At 64.5% G+C, this 24,283-nt stretch carries 14 protein-coding genes and 1 pseudogene; 6 read left to right on the plus strand and 9 right to left on the minus strand.

What is annotated here, in order from left to right; all coding sequences use genetic code 11:
• The first annotated feature begins 7 nt into the window (after window positions 1-7).
• Entirely contained in the window at window positions 8-3,391 is a 3,384-nt protein-coding gene (locus SJY33_RS01180) for a TonB-dependent receptor (protein WP_379920673.1), read from the plus strand.
• A gap of 161 nt (window positions 3,392-3,552) precedes the next feature.
• Here SJY33_RS01180 and SJY33_RS01185 read toward each other — a convergent pair whose 3' ends face one another.
• The 3 genes from SJY33_RS01185 to SJY33_RS01195 are packed head-to-tail and all read right to left on the minus strand — an operon-like array spanning window position 3,553 to window position 9,549.
• Complete coding sequence (locus tag SJY33_RS01185; protein WP_379920674.1) at window positions 3,553-4,761, minus strand: endo-1,4-beta-xylanase; 1,209 nt, start codon at window positions 4,759-4,761, stop codon at window positions 3,553-3,555.
• A 1-nt stretch (window position 4,762) separates the two neighbouring features.
• Complete coding sequence (locus tag SJY33_RS01190; RefSeq protein ID WP_379920675.1) at window positions 4,763-7,147, minus strand: glycoside hydrolase family 3 N-terminal domain-containing protein; 2,385 nt, start codon at window positions 7,145-7,147, stop codon at window positions 4,763-4,765.
• Window positions 7,144-9,549 (minus strand): glycoside hydrolase family 3 N-terminal domain-containing protein, encoded by a 2,406-nt coding sequence (locus SJY33_RS01195; protein ID WP_379920676.1) that lies wholly within the window; start codon window positions 9,547-9,549, stop codon window positions 7,144-7,146. Before SJY33_RS01195 ends, SJY33_RS01190 begins: the two co-directional genes overlap by 4 nt.
• A gap of 94 nt (window positions 9,550-9,643) precedes the next feature.
• Between SJY33_RS01195 and SJY33_RS01200 the strand changes: the two genes are divergently transcribed.
• The 4 genes from SJY33_RS01200 to SJY33_RS01215 all read left to right on the plus strand — a co-directional run bounded on the left by SJY33_RS01200 (window position 9,644) and on the right by SJY33_RS01215 (window position 15,723).
• Complete coding sequence (locus SJY33_RS01200) at window positions 9,644-11,737, plus strand: alpha-glucuronidase (RefSeq protein WP_379920677.1); 2,094 nt, start codon at window positions 9,644-9,646, stop codon at window positions 11,735-11,737.
• Between the two features lie 79 nt (window positions 11,738-11,816).
• On the plus strand, window positions 11,817-12,941 hold the full coding sequence (locus SJY33_RS01205; RefSeq protein WP_379920678.1) for a LacI family DNA-binding transcriptional regulator: 1,125 nt from the start codon (window positions 11,817-11,819) through the stop codon (window positions 12,939-12,941).
• The gene (locus SJY33_RS01210) at window positions 12,938-14,722 is read left to right on the plus strand and encodes an IlvD/Edd family dehydratase (protein WP_379920679.1); all 1,785 of its coding nucleotides are present in this window, start codon (window positions 12,938-12,940) and stop codon (window positions 14,720-14,722) included. Before SJY33_RS01205 ends, SJY33_RS01210 begins: the two co-directional genes overlap by 4 nt.
• Window positions 14,723-14,745: 23 nt before the next feature.
• Window positions 14,746-15,723 carry a glycoside hydrolase family 43 protein gene (locus SJY33_RS01215; RefSeq protein ID WP_379920680.1) on the plus strand — a complete coding sequence of 326 codons (978 nt, stop codon included), beginning with the start codon at window positions 14,746-14,748 and terminating at the stop codon, window positions 15,721-15,723.
• Here the strand turns inward: SJY33_RS01215 and SJY33_RS01220 are convergent.
• The 5 genes and pseudogenes from SJY33_RS01220 to SJY33_RS01240 form a co-directional block, all read right to left on the minus strand.
• On the minus strand, window positions 15,720-16,568 hold the full coding sequence (locus SJY33_RS01220) for an aldose 1-epimerase (RefSeq protein WP_379920681.1): 849 nt from the start codon (window positions 16,566-16,568) through the stop codon (window positions 15,720-15,722). The two genes, SJY33_RS01215 and SJY33_RS01220, sit on opposite strands and share 4 nt — an antisense overlap.
• Before the next feature lie 46 nt (window positions 16,569-16,614).
• The gene (locus SJY33_RS01225) at window positions 16,615-18,531 is read right to left on the minus strand and encodes a sialate O-acetylesterase (protein ID WP_379920682.1); all 1,917 of its coding nucleotides are present in this window, start codon (window positions 18,529-18,531) and stop codon (window positions 16,615-16,617) included.
• Window positions 18,528-19,412, minus strand: a pseudogene (locus tag SJY33_RS01230) (SMP-30/gluconolactonase/LRE family protein). The gene SJY33_RS01225 and the pseudogene SJY33_RS01230 overlap by 4 nt, the downstream one beginning before the upstream one ends.
• The gene (locus SJY33_RS01235; protein WP_379920683.1) at window positions 19,403-20,161 is read right to left on the minus strand and encodes an SDR family NAD(P)-dependent oxidoreductase; all 759 of its coding nucleotides are present in this window, start codon (window positions 20,159-20,161) and stop codon (window positions 19,403-19,405) included. Before SJY33_RS01235 ends, SJY33_RS01230 begins: the two are co-directional and overlap by 10 nt.
• A 104-nt stretch (window positions 20,162-20,265) precedes the next feature.
• The gene (locus SJY33_RS01240; protein ID WP_379923495.1) at window positions 20,266-21,384 is read right to left on the minus strand and encodes a fumarylacetoacetate hydrolase family protein; all 1,119 of its coding nucleotides are present in this window, start codon (window positions 21,382-21,384) and stop codon (window positions 20,266-20,268) included.
• Between the two features lie 103 nt (window positions 21,385-21,487).
• Between SJY33_RS01240 and SJY33_RS01245 the strand changes: the two genes are divergently transcribed.
• Complete coding sequence (locus tag SJY33_RS01245) at window positions 21,488-23,137, plus strand: glycoside hydrolase family 43 protein (protein WP_379920684.1); 1,650 nt, start codon at window positions 21,488-21,490, stop codon at window positions 23,135-23,137.
• Window positions 23,138-23,152: 15 nt separating this feature from the next.
• Here SJY33_RS01245 and SJY33_RS01250 read toward each other — a convergent pair whose 3' ends face one another.
• A complete protein-coding gene (locus SJY33_RS01250; RefSeq protein WP_379920685.1) occupies window positions 23,153-24,277 on the minus strand; it encodes a hypothetical protein in 1,125 nt (374 codons plus the stop codon).
• Window positions 24,278-24,283: the final 6 nt, after the last annotated feature.

Here is a 24,283-nt window from a genome sequence, read left to right on the forward strand (position 1 = left end):
GGATCTAATGCGCATTTCGATGCAGCATCATGGCGTTCGGGTGGGTCGTCGTGATTCATGGTTCAAGAGCGCACTGCGCGCAGGGGCTTCCGCACTGGTCGTCAGCACCTCGATTGGTTCAAGCGTTGCCTATGCCCAGGACCAGCCTGTGCCAGAACCTGAAGTCGAAGACACAGCGACAGTTGATGAGCCGGTTAACGAAATCGTCGTCAGTGGCTTGCGCCAGTCACTCGCCAATGCGCAAAATATTAAGCGCGACGCTGATACCGTGGTTGATGCCATTACTGCCCAAGATATTGGTGCGCTTCCCGACCGGTCGGTCACTGAAGCGCTCCAGCGTGTTCCGGGTGTAGCCATCAACCGTTTCGCCGGATCGAACGATCCCGACCGTTTCTCGGTCGAAGGTTCCGGCGTGGTTGTGCGCGGGCTCAACTTCGTGCGTTCGGAATTCAATGGCCGCTCGGCTTTTGCCGCGGGCGTTGGCGGACAGGCGCTGAACTTTGCGGACGTTCCGGCGGAACTGCTCGGTTCGGTTGTCATCACCAAGAACGCGACCGCCGAAACCATCGAAGGTGGTCTGGCGGGCACGGTCAACCTCAACACCCGCAAGCCGTTCGATAACAACGGCCTGAAGATCGCTTTCGGTGCCGAGGGCAACTATGGCGATTTCCGCAAGGAATGGACGCCGACATTCTCGGGTCTGATCAGCAACACCTGGGATACGGACAAGGGCCGGTTCGGCCTGCTGCTCAGCGGTTCCTATTCCGAGATCAAAAGCCGTGCTGACGGCCTGCAGGTCACCAACTATCAGACCCGCGACGGCGCGCTGGTGAATGCTGCCAACGCCGAAGGCGTGCAGGTCTGTCGCAACCCCTTGCCGGGTAATACCGATACGTCGACCTTGCCGGGTGCGGGCGCCTTGTGCGGTTTCGCAGGAACGCCGGGGGCGGATGGCTTTGCCGACTATGCGGACTCGCGCGTCGCTCCGGTTGGCGGCCAGTTCCGCACGCAGGAATATGACCGCGAACGTCTGGGCTTTGCAGCTTCCGCGCAGTTTGAATCGATCGACGGACGGACTGTCATCACGGCCGAATACATCCGTTCGGACTCGACCAACCGTTCGGGCGAATACACCTACGAAACCGCGCCCGATCAGTCGGAATATACCACCTACCCAATCGGTTGCTTGCAGAACGCAGACGGCCCGACGCGGATCAATCCCGATGGCACGCCCGGCGATCCCACGTCGCGCGCCCAGTGCCCTGTCGGCGGTTTCACCGATTACGTGTACGATGAAGGCGGTCTTTTCCAGTCGGGCTACATCGTCAACACCAACAATGGCTGGCGCGGTGATCCGGCGCTGACTCCGTTCGTTCCGATCGGCGGTCAGCAGCAGTCGCTGGCACGGCGCCAGACCATCGATGAAGTCCTGAACCAGGATTACTCGCTAAACATGCGCACCGAGCTGACCGATCGCCTGACGATCGAGCTGGACGCGCAATATGCGACGTCGCGCAAGGAAAACCTCGATTTCAGCGTGTTCGGTTCGCTGTTCGCCGACCAGGAGCTCGACATTTCGGGTGACTTGCCCGAGGTGATTGCGCGCAAGCCGCAGTTCCTCGGTTACAACTGGTCGACGCCGGGTGAGGCTCTGGCCGGAGCGACCGAAGAGCAATATTTCAACGATCCGCGCTTCCAGTTCTGGCGCGCCGCCATGGATCACATCGAGGATAGCGAGGGCGAACAATATGCCTTCCAGGCGGACCTCGCCTATGAATTTGATGACGATGTCTTCCTGCGCCGCGCCAAGTTCGGAGCGCGCTATCAGGATCGCGAACAGACGGTGCGTTACACCACCTACAACTGGGGGATGCTGAGCGAAGTATGGTCCGGTTCGCGCCCGACCAACTTTGCCGACACGCCTGCCGAACTGTCCGAGCGTTACGAATTCCCGAACTTCTTCCGTGGTCAGGCTGCTGGCCCTCCGGGCGGGTTCTATTACGCGGGCGATCTGATCGGGGATTACCAGGGCGCGATTGCCGACTTCCAGTCCATCCAGGATATTTCGCGGACCCTGGGGAGCGCACCGACGTGGGTGCCGCTGTCCGGACGCCAGAATGCCATCGCCGGAACGCCTTACCTGCGTGAAGATATCCAGCCGCTGACGCAGCAGGATGCGGCGGCCTATCTGCAACTCGAATTCGGCAGCGATAACGTGTTTGGATCGATGCGGATGTCCGGCAATGTCGGCGTGCGTTACGTGAACACCAAGGTCAGGTCGGAAGGGTTCCTGGGTATTCCGAGCCAGCAGGCGCTGAATATCCTCGACCCGTTCGATGTGCGCTGCGCGGTTGGCGTGCCTGCCGGCGCGCCTCCCGGCACCGTTCCTTCCCGTCCAGGCGGCGTGTGCAACTTGGGCCCGCAAGGCTATGCTGAACTCCAGACCTTCTCCGGTAGCGGTACGGTTGACAGCAGCGGTCGCAATGTTGCCGACACGGACTACGATTTCTGGCTGCCGAGCATGAACCTCAAGCTTGGGGTTACAGATGACGTGATCGTCCGGTTTGCAGCCTCAAAGGTGCTGACCCGGCCCGACAACGCCAATATCCGCAATTTCCTGACCATTGGTCTGGGGCAGAGCGGCGAATTGACGGCGACGGCAGGCAACCCCTTCCTGCGTCCGGCCACGGCATGGCAGTTCGATGCCAGCGTGGAATGGTACTTCGATACGGTCGGCTCCTTGACGTTCAACGCCTTCTACAAGGACATCAAGGACTTCTTCTTCCAGAGCGTCAGCAATCGCCAGATCACCAGCAATGGCATCACCAAAGATGTGCTGGTGCGCGGTCCGGCGAACTTCGACGAAAGCGGCAAGATCAAGGGCTTCGAGCTGGCTTACCAGCAGACCTACGACTTCCTGCCCAAACCGCTCGATGGTCTGGGGGTTGCGGCCAACTACACCTATATCGAGAGCGAGGGCCTGCCCAACAGCTTCCTCAATACAGGTGAGCCGGTGGACCAGTCCACGGTCCCGCCGGGGAACCTGCCGTTGGAACAGCTGTCCAAGCACAACGTCAACGCGACGGTGTTCTACGAAAAGGGACCGATCTCGGTTCGGGCCGCCTACAACTGGCGTTCGCGCTTCCTGCTGACGCCGGCTGACGTGATCTTCCCGTTCTATTCGATCTTCAATGAATCGACCGGGCAGCTTGACGGGTCGATCTTCTTCAACCTGAACAAGAACGTCCGCGTGGGTGTGCAGGGCGTGAACCTGCTCAACGAAGTGACCCGTACGACACAGGCCTACACCGGCGATCCGAGTGTGCTGGCGCCGCGTTCGTTCTTCATGAACGACCGTCGCTTCTCCTTCATCCTCAGAGGCAATTTCTGACGGAGCTGATTGACTAGCAATCCTCAAGGAAAGGGCCCCATGGTATGTACCGTGGGGCCCTTTTTCGTTGCATTCCGCACCAAGCCTAGCCGTGACAACGGACAAAAAAGAGGCCCGGGCGATCAACCCGGGCCTTCAGGGGGGCGCCGCCGGCGAGGAGATCAGCCGGCAGCAGCCATGACATTGGCAAGCGCACTGCGCATCGGTTTGGCGCGGTATTGGGAATCGTAAGGGGTGCCGCGCACCTCCAGTCCGTCGCTGCGTTTGGCTGGATCGAACCCCTGCAACCAGTTGAACTTGTCAACCATCCCCCAGGCGAGCACATCGTCGAGGTGCGCGTCGTAATCGAGCATCACTTCGAAATAGCGCCGCGTGAAATCGGCGACCTTCTCGTCGCGGCGGGCGGTGTCGGCGGGGAGCGCGGTGTCCTTCACGTCGAACTCGGTGATCAGCAGGCGGTATCCCATGCCGGTGACCTCATCGAGGAAGCGGCGCCATTCGCGCTCGGCATAGGGGCCGACGCCGGTGGCAGGATCGATCGCGAACATCTCGATATGCGACTGGATGCCCAGCGCATCGACCGGGGTGCCGCGCTTCTTCAGCCCTTCGAGCAGCCGCAGCACATCGGCGCAGTGCTTCAGGTGCTGCGGTTCCCAGCTCATGTAGTCGTTGTAGACCAGCTGCGCGTCCGGCAGTTCGGCGCGCGCGGTGTGGAAGGCGAGGTCGAGCACGGCTTCCGGGCTGCCCATCGCGCGGCTCATGCTGGTTTCGATGGGCGCGTTGCGATCGTGGTCGATCGCTTCGTTGACCACATCGTAGCTGGTGATGATGCCCTTATAGCGCTGGGTGACGGTGCGGATATGTTCGGTCAGCAACCGCTCGGCTTCGCGCACCGGGTTGGCGCCGTAATCATAGGTGTTGAGCCATTCCGGAAACCATTGCGGGCGGTGCCACAGCAGGGTGTGGCCCCGCACGGGCAGGGCGTTTTCCTGTGCCCAGCGCACGATCTCGTCCATCCGGTCAAAATTGTAGGCGGTGGGCGAGGGGCGAACCGCCTGCCACTTCATCTCGTTTTCCGGGACGACGAGGCCACATTCCGCCTTGACGATCGCGGTGTAGGCCGGGTTCTGGATCGAGCCGCCATTGGGGTTGCCGGGATTGGACGCGATGGCGCTGCCGAACTTGCGGCCCTTGCGCGCAGCGATGGCGTGCAGGCTCGGCTGCGCACTGCCGGCAGGGCCGGATGCTGGCGGGGGCGTGGCGGCAGGGGCGGCCGTGCCGCTGGCGATACCGCCGGCGCAGCCGACCAGCGGCAGGGCCGCCAGTCCGGTGAGCGCGGCGCGGCGCGAAAAGGGAAAGGATGTGTCCATGTCAGATGATCTCCACGTCGAGCGGGGTCAGATTGGCCGCGCTGTTCCCCGCCCACAGTCGCACGGGGCCGGGCGGGTTGGTTTCGGCAAGATTTTCGTCCCAGATCGCCAGTTGGCGGACGGGAATGGTGAAGGTCAGCACCCGGCTTTCGCCCGGCTGGAGCGTCACCCGATGAAAGCCCTTGAGTTCGAGGACGGGACGGCTGACGGCAAGATCCGTGCGCGTGATGTAAAGCTGCACCACCTCGTCGCCTGCGCGTTTCCCGGTGTTGGTCACCGTGATCTGCGCGGTTACATCTTCGGTGCGGGCGAACCGGCGCTTGGCCGTGCGCGGGGCGGATATCTCGAAGCTGGTGTAGCTAAGCCCGTGGCCGAACGCGAACAGCGGGCTTTTGTCGTCGAACAGATAGCCGCGCCGCGCGCTGGGCTTGTGGTTGTAGAACAGCGGGATCTGGCCCGCATTGCGCACTACGCTGACAGGCAGCTTGGCGCCGGGATTGACGTCGCCCAGCAGCGCCTCGGCAACGGCTTGGCCGCCTTCCTGACCGGGATACCAGCATTCGAGCACGGCATCGGCCTTGGCGACGACATTGGGCCAACTGGGCGGTCGGCCATTGTAAGCGGTGACGATCAGCGGCTTGCCCAAGGCGGCGAGCGCATCGACCAGCGCGTTCTGTTCGCCGAGGATGTCGATGCCTGTGCGGTCGCCGAGGTGGTTTTTGGCAAAGCCTTCACGGCTGGTCTGCTCGGTGTCGCCGATCGCGAGGATGATGGTGTCCGCGGTCTTGGCAACCTCTACAGCCTTATCGATGAGGCGCAGGTTCTCGGCGCGGTCGGCGAGCGTCACTTCGTCGGCCGAGCGATCCTCGCTGGTGGTAATGAACACGCCTTGCGCGGTCACGAAGTCGGCCTCCGGCGCCACCATGCGCAACCCTTCGATCAGGCTGATGGTCTGCTTGGGAACGCTGGAATAGCCGCCCAGACGCGCGATGGCATGGTTCGGTCCGATCACCGCCACCCGGCCCATCTTCTGGCGATCAAGCGGCAACGCGCCCTTGTTGGTGAGCAGGCACACGCCCTTGCGCGCCGCTTCCAGCGCCAGCGCGCGGGCTTCGGCGTTGCCTGTGAGGCGCTCGGCCAGCGCGGCATTGCCATAGGGGTTTTCGAACAGTCCACAGCGGAACTTGAACGCCAGCATCCGGGCGCAGGCGGTGTCGATCAGCGTCTGCGGGATGCGGCCCGCGCGAACAGCCTTGTTGAGGGCGGCGAAGGCCTGCCCCTCGGGCAGTTCGCTGTCGACGCCGGCCTTGAGCGCCTGATGCGCCGCGTCTTCCAGATCGTGCGCGACATGGTGCAGCGTGGCGAGTTCGTGCACCCCGCCGTAATCGCTGGCGATGATGCCATCGAAGCCCCATTCGCCGCGCAGGACATCACCCAGCAGCCAGGCGTTGCCGTGCGACGGCACCCCGTCGATCTCGTTATAGCTCGGCATCACCGCGCCTACCGACGTGCGGCGCACGACTTCACGGAAGGGCGGGAAGAAGTTCTCGCGCAGTTCGCGCTCAGACAGCTGCGCCGGGGCGACGTTGTTGCCGCTTTCGGGCTGACCGTGACCGGTCATGTGCTTGAGCGTGGCGAAGACCTTGCCATCGGCCAACCGCTCGAACTTGCCCGGACCTTGCAGGCCTTCCACGGCGGCAACGCCCATTTCTGCGACGAGGTAGGGGTCTTCGCCCCAGGTTTCCTCGATCCGGCCCCAGCGCGGGTCGCGGACGATATCGACCACCGGAGACAGCACTAGCGGCACCCCGCGGGCGCGGGTTTCGCGGGCGATCACCGACTGCACGCGGCGCATCAGGTCGAGGTCGAACGATCCCGCCAGCGCAATCGCCTGCGGAAACATCGTTGCTTCGGTCGCCATGTAGCCGTGAAGCGATTCCTCATGCAGCAGCACGGGGATGCCGAGCCGCGTGTCCTCGACCGCCCAGCGTTGCAGCGCGTTGATGAAGGCGACCGTCTCGGCAGGCGTGCGCCAGCGTGCCGCGGTGCCCCCGGCCGCGCCGGTGATACCCGGCACACCGCGCTTGTCGCTGGGACGGGTGACATGGCCGATCCCGTCGGGGAAGGCTGCGCTGGCCTTGCTCGCGTCAAACGCCAGCCCGTCGATCATGTCCGCCTTGGCCGCCCACGCCGTGCGGATCTGCGCGACCTTCTCTTCCAGCGTCATGCGCGCCATCAGGTCGGCGACGCGCAAGGGGATGGGGGCAGCAGCGTCCTTGTAGACCGCCGCCCCTTGCGCGAACGCCGCAGGCGCCATCGTGACCGCCAGCACGGCAAGGCTGCCGCTTCCCAGCAGGCGCAGCGCATGCCGACGGGTCACGCTCATTGCGTCACCGTCAGCGTTACGCTCTGCACCTCCGCCAAATTCGCCCCGGTCATGATCGTGAAGGCGCCCGGTTCGATCACCTGCTCCATCGCGGTGTTCCACATCATGAAAGCACGCGGTTCGATGGTGATCGTCACGTTGCGGGTCTCGCCCGGCTGGAGCGTCACGCGGCTGAAGCCGACCAATTCCTTGACCGGCCGCGTGACCGAGCTGACCTCGTCGCGCAGATAGACCTGCACAACCTCGTCACCGGCGCGCTTGCCGGTGTTGGTGACGGGCACCGACACCGTCACGCCTTGCCCGGCCTTGATGCTGGCCGAGGAAAGCTGCGGCGCACCGAGCGTGAAGGTGGTGTAGCTCAGGCCGTAGCCGAACGGATAAAGCGGCGTCACCTCGTCGAACAGATAGCCGCGCCGGGCGCTCGGCTTGTGGTTGTAGAACATCGGCAGCTGGCCGACATTGCGCGCCACCGACACCGGCAACTTGCCGCCGGGGTTGACGTTGCCCAGCAGCGCATCGGCGATCGCCGTGCCCTGCTGTTCGCCCGCGTACCAGGTTTCGAGGATCGCATCGGCCTCGGCCGCGATCGTCGTGTAGCTGGGCGGTCGGCCGTTGATCAGCACCGCGACCACCGGCTTGCCGAGCGCCTTCAGTGCGGTGAACAATTCGTTCTGCTCGCCCACCAGATCGAGGCTGGTGCGGTCGCCCAGATGCCCTGCGGCCCAGCCTTCGCGGCTGGTCTTTTCGGTATCGCCGATGAACAGCACGATGGTGTCGGCGTCCTTGGCGACCTCCACTGCCTCGGCGATGCGGCGCAGGTTTTCGTCGCGGTCGCCCAGCTCCACCGGGTCATCCCACCAGTCGCTGTCGCCCTTGACGATCTCGACGCCCATGGAGTGGACGATGTTGGCGCGGTCACCGACGGCGGCGCGAATGCCTTGCAGCGGGGTGACGCTCGCGCGGGGCTCACCGTAATAGCCGCCCAGCCGCGCGACATCGGCGTTGGGGCCGATCACCGCGATGGTGGGCTTTTTGCCGCCCGAGGCAGGGATCGCCAGCGGCAGCGCGCCGTTGTTCTTGAGCAGAACCAGCGACTTTTCGGCCGCCTTGCGCGCCAGCGCGACGCCTTCCGCCCCGTTCGACGTCTGCGCCTTGGCCAGATCGGGCCAGGGGTTGTCAAACAGTCCGGCGTTGAACTTGGTGGTCAGCAACCGGCGTACCGCGTTGTCGATGGCGGCTTGCGGCACACGGCCTTCGCGCACGCTGGTCGCCAGGTCCTTGAAACCCGCACCTTCGGGCAGATCGACATCGACGCCGGCCAGCAGCGCGATTTCGCCCGCGCGGGCATTGTCGGGCGCGATATGGTGGAGGCGCGCCATGTCCTCGATTGCGTAGTAATCCGACACCACCGCGCCGCGATAACCCCACTCACCGCGCAACACGTCTTCCAGCAGCCACTTGTTGGCATGGCTCGGGATCCCGTCGATCTCGTTATAGCTTGCCATCACCGCGTCGATCTTGGTGCGCTTGACCACCTGTTCGAACGGCGGGAAGAACATTTCGCGCAACGTGCGCTCGCTGATCTGGGCGGGGCCGACATTGGTGCCGCTTTCGGGCTGGCCGTGGCCGGTCATGTGCTTGAGCGTCGCCATCACCTTGCCCGGCGCCAGCTTGCGGGTGGTGCCGGTGCCCATCAGCCCTTCGACCGAAGCCACACCCATTTCGCCCACCAGATAGGGGTCTTCGCCGAAGGTCTCCTCGATCCGGCCCCAGCGGGGATCGCGCGCGACATCCACCACGGGGGAGAGGACCGAGTGAACGCCGCGCGCGATGGTCTCGTCAGCAATCAGGGCATTAATGTCGCGGATGAGCGCGGGATCCCAGGTGCTGGCGAGGCCGATGGCCTGCGGAAAAGCGGTGGCATCCTTGGCGGCAAGGCCATGGAGCGATTCTTCGTGAAACAGGACGGGGATGCCGAGCCGGGTATTCTCCATGGCCCAGCGCTGTGCGTCGATGACGTACTGGATGCTGTCTTCGATATTCCGGCGCGGAACGACCCGCGGGGATGATGGCCCGGCGCGGTCCGAGGGGCGAGCGATCTGGCCGATGCCGTGCGGGAACTTGGCCGCAGCCTTGGCGGGATCGAACACGTCGCCTTCGCCCTGGATCTGGCCCTTGCTGTCCCAGATGGTGATGATCTGGGCGACCTTTTCATCCAGCGTCATGCGCGCCAGCAGGTCTTCGACGCGTTGTTCGGTCGGCAGGGCGGCGTTCCAGTAGGGCGCATCGCTCATTGCCCGTTCCACGGTGACTTGCTGCGCCTGGGCAACCGGTGCGGCAATCATGCCGAACGCTGCCAGACACACGCCAGCCGCCAGCGCGGCCCGCTTGATCGCTTTCATAAAATGTCCCTCTCCTGCCACGGCTGCTTGATTGGCAGCGCACGTTTTGCTCCCACAGCAACTTGACTGGCCGCCGTGGTGTGGTAGCGCTACCATGATGAGAGGGAGAGGCCTTGTCAACCGGCTTGCGATGATGGTCGCGGCGATGCTCGTGTCGGGCATTGCGGCGGCTAGTGCACGTGCGGAGGACGGTTACGACCTCTGGCTGCGGCACGCTCCGCTTGACGGTGAGGTACTGGCGCGGCTTGCCGCATTCGATGGGCCGATCACAGTCGATTCGGCCGATCCGACGGCGGCTCTGGCTGTTGACGAGCTGCGCCTTGGGCTGGACCGATTGCGGGGCGCTCAGGTACAGCCTTCTGACACCAGCAAGCCTGCCGCGTTCCAGTTCGAGTGTGACCATCGGGGCGTGAAAGCCGACGGTGCCTTTCGGGTCACGTCCAGCAGCAATCAGGTGCGGATCACGGCAGGCGCGCCGATAGGCTGCCTTTATGCCAGCTATGCGATCCTGCGCGAGTTGGGGCAGGGCGCCGACCCAGCCACGCTCGCGCTTGATGAAGCCCCCGCGATGCCGCTCAGGATGCTTAACCATTGGGACAATCCCGACGGGCATGTGGAGCGCGGTTATTCCGGGCGCTCGATCTTTGATTGGTGGCACCTGCCCGAAAAGCTCGATTCCCGGATGATCGATTATGCCCGCGCCAATGCCAGCATTGGCATCAACGCGGTGGCGGTGAACAACGTCAACGCCCGCGCCTTCATGCTGGAGCCGCGCTACATCGCGAAGCTCAAGCGGCTGGCCGATGCGTGGAGGCCCTATGGCATCCGCGTGTTCCTGTCGGCCCGGTTTAGTGCGCCCAAGGACATCGGCGGCCTCGCCACGGCGGACCCGCTCGACCCCGCGGTGCAGGCATGGTGGCAAGCCAAGGCGGATGAGATTTTTGCCGCCATCCCCGATTTCGGCGGCTTTCTGGTCAAGGCAAACAGCGAAGGGCAGCCCGGACCGCAGGATTACGGTCGCAGCCATGCCGACGGGGCCAACATGCTCGCCGCCGCGCTGGGCGACCGGGGCACAGTGATCTGGCGCGCCTTCGTCTATCAGGCGGAGGACACGACCGATCGCACGATGCAGGCCTATGACGAGTTCGTGCCGCTGGATGGTCGGTTCGCAGACAACGTGATCGTGCAGGTGAAAAACGGCCCGCTGGATTTCCAACCGCGCGAGCCCTTCCATCCGCTGTTCGGCGCCATGCCCGGGACGCGCCTGATGCTGGAGGCGCAGATCACCCGCGAATATCTCGGCCAGGCAATCGGCGTCGCCTATCTGGCACCTATGTGGAAAGAGGTGCTGAACGCCGATACCGGGCGGGGCGGCGCGGTGAGCGACATCGTCGCGCCCGTGGGCATGGCCGGGGTCGCCAACACCGGCAGCGACCGCAACTGGACCGGCACCCATTTCGATCAGGCCAGCTGGTATGCCTTCGGGCGGCTCGCGTGGAATCCGGCGCTCACCAGCGAAGCGATCGCGCGCGAATGGACGGCGCTGACCTTTACCCGGGCTCCCGAGCCGCTCCGGCGGATTGCCGCGATGATGGCGGGCAGCCGCGATATCGTTGCCCAGTATACGGCTCCCCTGGGCCTCGCGCACCTGATGGGCACCGGCCATCACTATGGTCCGGCGCCGTGGGTGTGCGATCTCGAACGGCCGGACTGGAACCCGTGCTATTACCACCGCGCCGACAGGCAGGGGATCGGCTTCGACCGCACCGCCGCAGGATCAAACGCGCTCGCGCAATATGCGCCCGGTGTCGCCGCGCGGTGGGCCGATCCGGCGACCATCGACAGCAAGTATCTGCTGTGGTTTCATCACGTTCCCTGGGATCGCCGTATCAAGGGCGGGGATACACTGTGGGAGCGCCTGAGCGCCGAATACGCCTGGGCCGAAATCAATTTGCGGGCACGCATGCAGGGATGGGAGGCCTTGCGCGATCACATCGATGCCGAACGCCACGCCGCCGTCGCCGCCGACATGGCCAGAGAGCTGAAGGACGCGCGGTGGTGGCGCGATGCGTCGATGGCCTATTGGCAGTCGGTCAACGGCCTGCCACTGCCGTCCGGCGCCCGGCCGATCCCCGAGCCTTTGGAAGCCTACAAGGCCCGCACCTTCCCGGAGGCGCCTGGGCAATGAACAACCCTCAGATTCAGGCAATGGTAGCGCCTATCATCGCGCTTGCTGACAATCGGGGCATGGCAGTATGGCCATAGCCATGACGAACGCGAACACCTCGATGGCCAAACCCGCCGCTCCCAGCCGCAAACGTGCCGCCCGGCGCAGCAATGCCGCGCCCACCATCACCGATGTCGCGCGCGAAGCGCAATGTTCGCCGATGACGGTCAGCCGCGTCATCAATGGCGAAGAGAATGTGCGCGAAGACACCAAGCAGAAAGTCCTGAGCGCGATTGCCAAGCTGAACTATGTGCCCAACCGCGCGGCACGTTCGCTAGCGGCGGGATCGCAACTGCGGATCGCGCTACTGTTCGACAATCCGTCCGCCTCCTATCTCAGCGAATTCCTGATGGGCGCGCTTGAAGAGGCGAGCCGCCGCGACATCTATCTGGTGGTGCAAACGTGCGAGAACACGGCGGAGGCGCAAAATGTGATCAAGAAGTTGCTCGACGGCGGGATCGAAGGTTTTATCCTTCCTCCGCCGCTGTGCGACGATCAGACCGTGCTCGATCTGATCCGGACGTCGGGTGGCATCGCGGTCGCGGTGGGGCCGGGCCGGGCCAGTGGCAGCCATGGCGCGGTGCTGATCGACGAATACCAGGCCGCCTACGACATGACCCGGCACATCATCGGTCTTGGACATGAACGGATCGGCTTCATCATCGGTAACCCCGAACAGGTGGCGAGCGGCCAGCGTCTGGAAGGCTATCGCGCTGCCATGGAGCAGGCCGGTCTGGCGATCGACAATGGCTTGATAGCGCAGGGCCAATTTACCTATCGGTCAGGCATGGTCGCCGCCGAAAAGCTGTTGAACGCCGCCCAGCGTCCCACGGCAATCTTCGCCTCGAACGACGATATGGCCGCTGCCACGGTCGCGATGGCGCACCGCCGGCATCTGGATGTGCCGAACGACATTACAGTGTGCGGTTTCGACGATACCGAGCTTGCCAGTTCGATCTGGCCGGAGCTGACCACCATCCGCCAGCCGATCCGCGAAATGACCGCCGAAGCGGTCGCGATGATCGCGCGCGTGCACAAGCAGAAGCCGCGCAGCACCCGCGCCAAGGCCGAACAATTGACGCTCGCCTACCAGCTTATCCGCCGCAACTCCGACGCCGGGCCAAGCCTTGCGTCATCATTCGACATACCCCCCGGGAGCCCATGACCGATACACCTGCACCCCGCCGCCTGCGTTCACGCGACTGGTTCGACAACCGTGAACGCATGGACATGACCGCGCTCTATCTCGAACGCTTCATGAATTACGGGGTGACACCCGAAGAGCTGCAAAGCGGCAAGCCGATCATCGGCATCGCACAAAGCGGCAGCGACCTCAGCCCCTGCAACCGCATCCATGTCGATCTGGCCAAGCGCACCCGCGACGGGATCCGCGATGCAGGCGGCATCCCGATCGAATTTCCGGTCCATCCGATCTTCGAGAACTGCCGTCGGCCAACGGCCGCGCTGGATCGCAATCTGTTGTATCTGGGGCTGGTGGAACTGCTGAACGGCTACCCGCTCGACGGCGTGGTGCTGACGACGGGGTGTGACAAGACAACGCCTTCGCAGATCATGGCAGCCTCCACCGTCGATATTCCCGCCATCGTCCTGTCGGGCGGCCCGATGCTCGACGGCTGGCATGAAGGCGAGCTGGTGGGTTCCGGCACCGTGATCTGGCGCAGCCGCCGCAAGCTGGCGGCGGGCGAGATCGACGAGGAGGAGTTCCTCAATCGCGCCACAAGCAGTGCGCCGAGCGCCGGGCACTGCAATTCGATGGGCACGGCCAGCACGATGAACGCGGTCGCCGAGGCGTTGGGATTGTCGCTGACGGGGTGCGCCGCAATCCCCGCGCCCTATCGCGAGCGCGGGCAGATGGCCTACCGCACCGGCCGTCGGATCGTCGAGATGGTGCTCGAAGACCTCAAACCCTCCGACATTCTGACACGCGCAGCCTTCGAGAACGCGATTGCGTGCGTAAGCGTGATCGGCGGGTCATCCAACGCCCAGCCGCACATCATGGCGATGGCGGCGCACGCCGGTGTAAGCCTTGAAACCGACATCTGGCAGGCGCACGGGTATGATCTGCCGCTGCTGGTCAATATGCAGCCCGCCGGTGCCTATTTGGGCGAACGCTTCCACCGTGCGGGCGGAGTGCCGGCCGCCCTGTGGGAGCTTCTGAACGCGGGCAAGCTGCACGGAGATGTCGTCACCTGCACCGGGCAGACGATGGCAGAAAATCTCGCTGGGGCGGAAAGCCCCGACCGCGAGATGATCCGCGCCTTTGATGATCCGCTGATCGACAAGGCGGGCTTCATGGTGCTGACCGGCAACCTGTTCGATTTCGCCATCATGAAGACATCGGTGATCGGCGCGGCGTTCCGCGAGCGTTATCTCTCGCGCCCCGGCTCCGAAGGCGTGTTTGAGGCACGCGCAATCATCTTCGACGGGTCAGACGATTACCACCACCGTATCAACGACCCCTCCCTCGGCATCGACGAGGATTGCATTCTGGTGATCCGCGGATCGGGCGTGATCGGCTGGCCCGGTAGCGCCGAGGTGGTCAACATGCAGCCGCCAGACGCGATGATCCGCGCAGGGAAACCGTGGCTGCCGACGCTGGGCGACGGGCGGCAATCGGGGACAAGCGACAGCCCTTCGATCCTCAATGTCAGCCCCGAAAGCGCGGTCGGCGGCGGGTTGTCGTGGCTGCGCACCGGAGACATGATCCGCGTCGATCTCAACACCCGCACCTGCGATGCGCTGGTCGACGAGGCGGAAATCGCCCGCCGCCGCGCCGAGGAAACCTGCCCGCCCGTGCCCGAAAGCCAGACTCCGTGGGAGGAACTCTACCGCGAGAAGACCGGGCAGTTGGCCGAAGGCGGCGTGATGGACTTTGCGCTCAAATATCGCGGAACGGCGAGAAAGCTGCCGCGGCACAATCACTGACCGGGGACGGACGGGAAAAAATCATGCGTCTGCTTTTGCCGCTCGCCGCGCTGCTGGCCGCGACTCCGCTCGCGGCTGAGGACGCACCGGGATCGAACCCGCTGTTCCGCGACCGCTTCACCGCCGACCCGGCCCCGCTGGTCGTGGGCGATACGCTGTGGCTCTATACCAGTCACGATGAAGCGGCCGATGGCGAGATGTTCAACATGAAGGAGTGGCTCGTCTGGTCGACCACCGACATGCGCAACTGGAAGGCGCATCCCCCGGTCATGGAGATCAAGGATTTCGCGTGGGCCTCGCATGATGCCTGGGCGGTGCAGGTAATCGAAAAGCACGGGCGCTTCTGGATGTATGCGCCGGTCGAGCATGACCAGACCAGGCCGGGCAAGGCCATCGGAGTCGCCGTAGCGGATCGGCCCGAAGGCCCCTTTGTCGATGCCAAGGGCTCGGCCCTCATCAGCAACGACATGACCCCCAAGGGCACGCACAGCTGGGAGGACATCGACCCCACCGTCTTCACGGACGATGATGGCACCACCTGGATCGCCTGGGGCAACCGCCAGTGCTACATCGCCCGGATGGGCGCCGACATGATCAGCATCGACGGGCCGATCCGCGAGATTACCCCGCCGCATTTCGAGGAGGGGCCGTGGCTGCACAAGCGCGGCGATCTCTACTACCTCACCTATGCTTCGCTGGACCGCAGCGATCACGAAAACGAGCGCGTGTCCTATGCCACCGCCACTTCACTTGATGGCCCGTGGACCTATCGCGGCGAGCTGACCGGATCGGGCGAGGGCAGCTTCACGATCCATCCGGGCATCGCCGAGTTCAAGGGCCAATGGTATCTGTTCCTCCACAATGCCGCGTTGACCATCGGGGATCGGCAGGGCGCGCTCGGCCGCCGGGCGGTGACGGTGGAGCATCTGACCTATAACGAGCACGGCCTGATGCGTCCCGTCACCCAGACCACCGCCGGGGTAACCGCGCCAAGGCCTTAAGCGGCGCTGGCTTCGATCCGCAGGCTCAGGTGCATGGTTTCTCCCGGCGCGCACAGCGTCATTGCGCCGGTGTTGGCGCCGTCGGGACAGTGGTTGACCGGCTCCAGACACAGGATCGCCGGATCGTCCGGGGCATAGAGGTGCAGGCCGGTGGCGCCCTGCGCCCGCAAACCGATGGTGCCGAGATCGTCGGTCACCCCGGCAACACCGTCCCAGTCGGTGAAGCAGTGGTCGATCAGTTCATCGGGCAGGCCAGCCCCTTTTGCGAAGGGCCCGAACCGGTCGGCTGGGAGAAGATCGCCCGTCGGGATCATGTCGGTGCCCACATCCACCACCTGCGCGGCGATAAACCGCAGGCGGCTACCGGGTCGCCGGCGCAGATAGGGGTGGAGACCGAGACCTGCGGGCATCAACCGCCCGGAGAGATTCGTGACTGACAAGGTGATCGTGCAGCCCGCGTCCGAGAGCGCAATCGTCTGGCGTGCTTCATAAGCCCAGGGCCAACCCGGCCCGGCGCCATCGTGGCGGTGCGCCAGTTCGCATGTATCCGACCCCTGGAACTCTACCGCCCAGTCCGATTGCCAGCCATGCCCGTGAATCGCATGAGGCTCGGGCAGGAAATTGCGGGCGAGAGCGACCATTGCGCCTTCCCAGGTGAAGCGGGCATCCGCGATGCGGTTGCACCACGGCACCATCGGAAAGCATGCCGCCTCGAGCGCGGAGTGCGCGCCGCTTGCCATTGACCGCAACACCGGTATGCCGCCAAAATCGAGCGCGCCCAGCAGCCCACCATGCGGCAGCACCCGTGCGCGCCAATTGCCGTGTTCCAGCTTGATTTCGGGCATGGTTGTCATCGTCGGGATGTGATCGCGCAAAGCCGGCCGTGCAAGGCTAGTTCGCGATGTCCAGCGCAAAGCCCGGGACCGGCATTGCGCCGCTGTCGACCAGATTGACCACCGGCGCATCGGCCCAGGCGTAGCGCACCCGGGTCGGCGTCATACCATCGGGAATGGCAATCACCATGCGGCTGCCTGCGAGCGTGGCCAGCGCGAACCGGCAGGTGCCCTCAGCGGCCTCGCACAATTCGACGCCCAGCGGATAGGTGCCGCCCTGCGCCTGCAATCCGCCTTCGATGCCCGTAAAGCTGACCGTGATCGCGCCTGCATCCCGCACCGCGCGTTCGGGCATCGGCAGGCTGCGGCCATTGAAGGCCTCGGCCAGACGCTTGCCCAGATCGTTCTTGTTGGCGGGGTGAATATCGGTCGGCTCGCCTAGGTCGATCGCGGTGACGAGCGCCGCATTGGCATCGGCCGCCACGGCGCGGCGCTGCTCATCGCGAAGCTGCGCCCAACCGGATTCGGCGGGGCTGGAGCGCCGCGCGCCGAAATCGGCCAGTTGCACCACCATCATCCGCGTCTGCGCCCCGAACTGTCGCCGCCATCCGGCAAACAGCGCGGCAAGTTTGGTATCATAGGCACCCTGGCCGGCATCAGTTTCCCCCTGATACCATGCCACGCCCGCCAGCCGCATGGTGCCGAGCGGTGCGATCATCGCATTGTGCATCACGCCAAGGCCAGCGTTGCTATCCCACGGCGCGCGCGGCGGCACGCCTGCGACCGGCGACCGAGCGTATTGCCAATCCGCGCCCAGCGGCACGCGCGCTCCGTTGGCGGCGGTGAAGTGCAAACGCTCCGGCCCGGCAAAGAACCCGCCGGTATCCCAGGAGTTATTGGCGGCGATCAGGATCGTGTTCACGCCCGCCTTCAGATGCTTGGCAGGCACGCGGTAGGTGCGCTCCACCCCCCAGCCGAAGGTGTACCCGACCGGATGCCCGTTGACGAAGGTCATATCCATGTCGTCAATCGCCCCGATCGCGAGGCTGCCGTCGCCGCTGGCCTGTTCGGGGGTGAGAGTGATGGTCTGCTTCAGCCAGACATTCGCGTTCGCATCCGTGTCGAGCCCGGTGCCGGTCCACTGGTTCCAGAACGAGAATTGCGGGATCGGCTTCCAGTCGAGACTGGCGGGATTGCGCCACGGCTCGCGGCCGCCATCGGCCTTGCGCCACCAGTCGAACCATTGCGGCGCGAAGGCCTGCGTGGCGGCATAGGGATCGCGGGCATAGAGGCCGAGCTGGTCCATCGCCGCATCGCCTTCGCGTTCGCGGGCACCTTGCGGATCGAACCAGGCGCGTGCGGCGCTGCCGCCCCAGTTGGAATGGATCAGGCCCACGGGTCTCGCAGGGTCCTTGCGACGCAGCGATTTCGCCATGTAGAAGCAGGCAGCGGAAAATTCGGCGACTGTGTCAGCGGCGGCAGCACGCCATGCCACCGCATTGGCAAACGCGGTCTGCGGCACCGGCGCGGTCGCCTTGGGTACCATCAGCAGCCGGATGCCATCATCGGCGGCGCGGCGAAGCTGCGTGTCGGCATCGAGCGCGCGGCTGACAGGCAGTTCCATGTTGGACTGCCCGCCGCACAGAAAGACGTTGCCGATGAGGATGTTGGTATAGGCTGTTGTTCCGCTTTGATCGCTGAGGGTCAGGGTGAGCGGCGTCGCAGTCGCGGCTTGCGCAGGCAGCGTGATGGCAAAGGCGCCGGACGCATCGCTGACCGCGCTGGCCCCGGCGGTGCCCAGCCGTGCTTCCACCTTGATCCTTGGCGCGGTGCGGCCAGACAGCGTCACGGGCTGACCCGATTGCAGCACCATATTGTCGCCGTAGGCCGGGCCGAGCGTGGGGTTCGATGCTGCGGCGACCGGCCACAGCATGGCAGCAACGATGGGCAGGCGCTTGAAGACGCCCTGGATCACGCGAGCTTCACCAAGGGCTGGGCAAATCCCGCGACCGGGGCGGGAAAGGCAAACAGGCTGCCAGCCTGCGGCTTTTGCGCCATGTCCTCACCCGACATGTTCTTGATCGCGGTGGTGACATAGGCGGTTTTGAAATCTGCCCCGCCAAACGCCATCTTGGTCACATCGCGCGCCGGGATCGGCACCGTGGCCACCAGATCGCCGGCGGGCGAATAGCGCGCAACGCAGCTGCCGTGATAGAGCCCGGTCCAGACATGATCCTCGGCATCGACCACCGGGCCATCGGGATAGGCTTCGGGGAATAGGGCGCCGGTATCGGCGAACAAGCGCGCTTCGCCGACGCCGTCCGCCGAAAGGTCGGCCACCATGATCGTCTAAGCCAGGGTATCGGTGAAATAGATCCGCGTTCCCGCCGCGTTGACCGCAGGGCCGTTGGTGATCGCAATGCCCGAAGGCCCGGCGGCGCGGATGGTCCCGCGATCGAAGACGTAGAAATGCCCGGTGGCCCCGCTTTCGGAATCGTCCATCGATCCGAACCAGACGCGGCCCCAAGGGTCGGTGCAGGCATCATTGAGGCGGTTGCCGGCAGGCTCGCCCGGCACCGAACTCAGCTTCGTAAAGGCGTCGGTTTCAGGGGCGAAGGTGTAGAGCCCGTCCTTCAATCCGCACAGCAGCAACCCGCCTTCGGCCGGCAGCGCCCAGCCGATCTGCTCGGGGGCCTCGGCAAAGCCGTTGCTGCCGTTGGCCGGGTCGAAATGCCACAGCCGGCGGCGTTTGATATCGACAAACCAGACAATGCCGCGGCCTGCATCCCACACGGCGCCTTCGCCGAGCAGGCTGTCGGCCGCGAGAACCGCGCTGACCGGCAGGTCTATCTCCATCCGGCATCCACCCAGTAATTGTGCGCGGTGCAATAGCGCGCGTCGTCCGAAGCAAGGAACAGCGCCATCGCGGCAATGTCAGCCGGCTGGATGCGGCCATCGAGGCACTGCGCGGCAACGATTTCCGCTTCGCCTTCGGGGGAATACCACTTCATCTGGCGCGGCGTCTGGACGTTGCCGGGGATGATCGCATTGACGCGGATGTTATCGCGCCCAAGTTCGCGCGCCAGGCTACGGGTGAGGCCTTCGATGGCGGCCTTGGCGGTCTGGTAGATGACCAGATCTGCAAGGCCCAGATGCCAGCTGATCGAACCCATGTTAACGATCGAACCGCCGCCTGCTTCCCGCATCATCGGCGCCACCGCCTTGGCCGCGAAGAACTGGTGCTTGAGGTTCACCGCCATCCGCTCGTCCCAATAGGCCGGGGTCACGTCTGCGAACTGGTGACGATCATCGCTCGCCGCATTGTTGATGAGCACATCACACCCGCCGATCAACCCTGTGAGGGTATCGATCTTGGAAATATAATCATCGGTATCGGTGATATCACAAGGCAGGAAATGCGGCGTGTTTTCCACACCGTCCAGCCTGCTGATCAACTGCTGGCTGGGGCTTTCCTGAATGTCGACAAAGCCCACGGCGGCACCCTGGCGTGCGAAGGCTTCGACCATGGCTTCCCCGATGCCAGAACCACCACCGCTGACAATCACCCGCCGCCCGATAAGGCTCGGATAGACCGCGTTGTGCACGCCGGCGCTGCTTGAATGCGCGTCCAAAATGTATCCCCATCCCTCTTTGCCGCGCCCGATGATCCCGTACAGGCGCGCCGTGTCAAATTGTGTTCTCGGACCGCTCAGATGCGGTCGATAAGCCCGCGTGACGCCAGATTGCGAACGAAAGCGGCTATCCCTATCGTCCATGCCGGTGCATCGCGCGATGTTGTGACGGTGTTGGTCAGCGCCCCCAGACGCCGCGATCGGATCGTCACCACATCGCCGACCTTGTGCGTGAACCCGGCACCCGGCGTGTCGCGATCCTGCGTCGGCGCGAACAGCGTTCCGCAGAACAGCACGAACCCGTCCGGATAGTGATGTTCGGACAGGCACTGCGCCACCAGATCGAGCGGATCGCGGCTGATCTGGCCCATCTCGTTGCGGCCTTCCAGCCGATAACCTTCGGGCCCTTCGATGGTAAGCTCCACATCGGCGCTGCGCACATCGTCAATCGTGAAATCGTCGTCGAACAGGCGGATGAAGGGGCCGATTGCGCAGCTGGCGTTGTTGTCCTTGGCCTTGGACAGCAGCAGTGCCGAGCGGCCTTCGAAATCGCGCAAATTGACGTCATTGCCGAGCGCCGCGCCGACAACTTCACCCGCAGCATCGCACACCAGCACCACTTCGGGTTCAGGGTTGTTCCAGTCCGAATCCGACCGCACCCCGACGGGCGCGCCGGTGCCGACTGCGGACAGGGTTGGCGCCTTGGAGAAGATCTCCGCGTCAGGACCGATCGCGACTTCGAGATATTGCGACCACATCCCCGCTTCGATCAACGCGTCCTTGAGCTGGGCCGCAGCCTCGCTTCCCGGCACGACCGAGCGGATGCCTGATCCGATGTGCTCTTCGAGCTGTCCGCGGATCGCGGCAGCGGCGGAGGCATCGCCGCGGGCGCGCTCCTCGATCACGCGTTCGATCGCGGACAGGGCGAAGGTGACGCCGCTGGCCTTGATGGTCTGGAGATCGATCGGGGTGAGCAGCGTCCAGCCGTCGGGCAGACCGTCTTCGACAGACCCGATCGCCGTACCGCCGGTAAAGCTGCGCCGCGCGATGGCGCCGGACACCGTGCTGACGACCGGCGTCAGATCATAGAGGATCCCGCCTGCTATCGTGATGACGCACGGACCGTCAGGCGATTGCGCCCGCCCGATGAAATGACCCTGGCGGTAATCCGCCGGCAAACTTTCAAGTATCCTCATGGCCATTACTGGCTCTTGCCCTCTGTTGTGATAGCGCTACCATAAGCACACAATCGCGGGGCGGCAAGCCCCCAAAACACGGGATGGGAGCGAGGAAATGGCGATGGTTGGCAGGATAATGGCGGCAGCAGGTGCGCTGGTGCTGGCGGGTACGGGCGGGACGGCTTCGGCGCGCGATGTGGTCGCGAGTTTCGATTGGCTCTCCTACGAAGCGACGGGGGAAGCGGCGTCTGTTCCCGACGGTCAGTTCCAAAATCCGGTGATCCCGGGCTTCCACCCCGACCCGTCGATCGTGCGGGTGGGGGATGATTTCTACGCCGTCACGTCGACCTTCAGCTTCTTTCCCGGCCTGCCGATCCTGCATAGCACGGATCTGGTCAACTGGCGATTGATCGGCAACGCGATCGATCGTCCGACTCAGCTCGATTTCTCCGGGCTGGGGACCAATCGCGGTCTGTTTGCACCGGCGATCACGCATCACGATGGCACGTTCTGGATCGTGAACACCTGCATCGAATGCGGCGGCAATTTCGTCATCACCGCCAAGGACCCCGCCGGCCCGTGGAGCGATCCGATGTGGCTCGATTTTGGCGGGATCGACCCTTCGCTGTTCTTCGATACCGACGGGAAGGCCTGGATCGTCTACAACGATGCGCCTCCCGGTGAGCCACGTTACGAAGGCCACCGTGCCTTGTGGATGCAGCAGTTCGATCTGGCGTCCAAGCGCGTGCTGCCCGAGCGGACCTTGCTGGTCGATGGCGGGGTCGATCCTGCCGCCAACCCGATCTGGGCCGAAGGGCCGCACATCTACAAGGTGGGCGAGTGGTATTACCTGCTCACGGCCGAAGGCGGCACGGCCGACCAGCATTCGCAGACGATCTACCGTTCGCGCGCGGTCACCGGTCCCTACACCCCGGGGCCGTTCAACCCGATCCTGACCCAGCGCGATCTTCCTGCGGGCCGCCCCGACCGGGTGGAGGCGACCGGCCATGCCGATATCGTTGAATTGGACGACGGGACATGGTGGGGCGTGTTCCTCGCCACGCGGCCGTTTGCCGGCCAATCGACCTTGCTGGGGCGCGAAACGTTCCTGTTGCCGTTGCGGTGGCAGGATGGCTGGCCGCGTTTCCTCGACCGGCAGGAAGCGGTGCCGATGGTGCTGCCCAAGCCCAACCTGCCGGCCTCGGCTGCGTCGCAATGGGATCGCTGGCGCGAGGAATTCGACGGTGCGTTGTCGAACGAATGGATCGGTTTGCGCACCCCGGGTCAGGGCACGCAGTGGACGGCGCAGGACGGCGCGCTGCGCATGGTTGCTGGTCCAGCAGCGGCGGGCAGTCTGGGCAAGCCTGCCTTCACCGGGCGCCGGTTGCGGCATCACTCCGCCGAATTCACCACCCATCTGACCTTCACGCCCGAACGTGGCGGCGATTTTGCCGGGTTGCTCGCCTTCATGGACGAATCCCACTTCCTCACCGCCGGTAAACAGCGCGGGCGTCTGGTGGTGCGGATGCGGACAGCGCCGGATCAGGACGCGAGCGGCGTGATCATCGCTGAGACACCGCTTACTACCGAAGCTCCGATTGAGCTGAAGCTCGCATTTGATGGCGGCACTGCCACAGTGGCGTGGCGCTCGGCTGGTGAAACGTCTTGGCAAGCGGTGGGCGGCCCGATCAATGTCGAGCCGCTCGCTTCGGTCCATGCGGGATTGTTCACCGGGCTGGTGGTCGGCCCCTATGCGTTGTCGCCCGGATGATCGGTAGCGATGGGGCTAGTTGGTCTTGAAGACGTAGACCGGCCCCACCTCGACCTCCTGCGCCGCACCCGCGAAGTGGAGAGTCACGGTCGCGTCGCCCGCACCAAAGCCGCGCGTGGCGGTGAAGGGCAGGTTCACCATCTGCCAACGATCGCCGATCTTGAAGACCTTGTCACCGAAACCTTCGTAAGGCGGAATCGTGCCCTGGATGCGGGCATAGATCATGCCTTTGCCGTCTTCGGTCTGGGCGCTCACGGTCCGCGCGACCACGGCCACCATCAGCGTATCGCCCTCCTTCACATCCGGCAGGATCGGGATGGCGCTGGTCAGATCCCATCGATTTGCGCCGACCTGAGGGGTGGTGAAACGGGTCGCCTTTTGTAGCCAGATCTCGGGAACATCGATTGCTTGCCACGTGCCGCCGATACCGCCACTGGCCCAGCTTCGATCAATGGGATCATTGATCAGTTGCCCTGCGGTGCGCAGCGCATCGGGCATTTCGATACTGGCAGCGTCTTTCAGACTGGACGCGGGCGCGGCCGCTACGGCGGATTTCGCGACGATGGTGGGGGAGCCTTTGACTACGATCGCCTGACCGATCTCGATTGACTGCTTCGCCCCCGCCAATTGCAGCGCGACGATGGCATCGGCCTTGCGGATCCGCTTGTCGGCGCGGGCGGTGACTTCGTGCCATTCCCAGTCCGACCCGATCAGCACATTGGTGTCGCCAAAGCCGCCATAGGGCGCGGCATTCTCCTGAAACCGCACGCCGATTACGCCCTTCCCGTCGCTGCGTTCGGTGCTGACCACCCGGGCGTAAAAGCCAACCGTGACCTCGTCACCCGATTTGATCTCTGACAGCAGCGGGACATTGGCTGCAACGTCATATGCATTGGCGCCCTTCGCCTTGATATCGAACACACGTGCGGCGCCGCCGCCGGGGATGTCGGCTGCCTGACGCCCGCTTGATTCGTAGCCCGTGCCGTAACTTGCCCAGTCAATCCGAGTGGGATCGTTGATAAGATCGCCAGGCACCTGTTCGTCGAAGGCGGCAAGTTCGGGGGGGAGTTCAGCCCAAGCAGGCACGCAGAGCGCAAGAAGGACCGCGCCTGCGCCAAGGGTCATCGTTGTGAGCTTCATAATCCG

The sequence above is a fragment of the Erythrobacter sp. R86502 genome, from assembly GCF_042466465.1.
GTDB lineage: Bacteria > Pseudomonadota > Alphaproteobacteria > Sphingomonadales > Sphingomonadaceae > Erythrobacter.